Below are 770 nucleotides of genomic sequence, written 5' to 3' on the forward strand. Positions count from 1 at the left end.
AATTAATGGTTGCTGCCGATTTTTTGGTCGAATTCGGCACGGTGTTCCGGCAGGAGGTAAGGGCGCAACAGGCTGAGTGTGCGGCTGATGCCCCGTACTTTGGAATCTTCGGTCAACTTGGCGCGGCCGCGCAGGGAGCTGTCGAAGTCGAACCAGTATTTTGTCACCATCCACATATTGACGGCAAGGTCGTTCATGGCGGTTTGGTCTGCGCTGATGATGTTCAGACCGTTGAGCTGGGTCAGCAGGTTGACCAACAGCGGGGAAACTTTGGCTTGGGTAAAGGTATTGTGTTCGCCCAATAATTCGGCACTGCGGGCAAGCAGGGTATTTACATCGCTGAAAAGGAAACGGTATTCCCACATCACATCATAAATACCGGCCATGTAGTTGATGGAGTCTTCCACATTAGACGGCAACACGGCTTCGTTAAGGTAGACAAGCAGGGCCTCGCTGTAACGCTTAAACAATTGGACGATGATTTCGTCTTTGTTGCGGAAATGGTAGTAGAGGTTGCCCGGGCTGATGCCCAAGTGGGCGGCAATATGGTTGGTGCTGATATTGCGCTCGCCTTCTTCGTTGAACAAGGCGAGGCTGGCATTGATGATTCGTGTGTAAGTGTTGACTTTAGCAATGCGCGGCATGGGATACACTCCTTTGTTTTACAGGCTGTATGAAGTAGGCAGCCAGTTGGGTTCTGCGTGTAATTCTACCTGAAATTGAGTAAATACTGTATTACAAACATATTGTGCCAGCTGGTGGACATCTTG

Annotated in this window: 1 protein-coding gene and 1 pseudogene; both read right to left on the minus strand. The window is 50.1% G+C overall.

Translation table 11 applies throughout. The annotated features are described in order from the left end of the window. Positions 1–2 precede the first annotated feature (2 nt). A complete protein-coding gene (locus tag ACTHSP_RS21070; protein WP_004519965.1) occupies positions 3–644 on the minus strand; it encodes a TetR/AcrR family transcriptional regulator in 642 nt (213 codons plus the stop codon). Between the two features lie 18 nt (positions 645–662). Beyond that, positions 663–770, minus strand: a pseudogene (locus ACTHSP_RS21075) (UDP-N-acetylmuramate dehydrogenase); the annotation flags it as partial.

Source organism: Neisseria sp. P0001.S005, assembly GCF_051963715.1.

Coding starts and splice junctions, on each gene's coding strand:
- ACTHSP_RS21070 (WP_004519965.1), bottom strand. CDS start 644: ATGCCGCGCATTGCTAAAGTCAACACTTACACACGAATCATCAATGCC.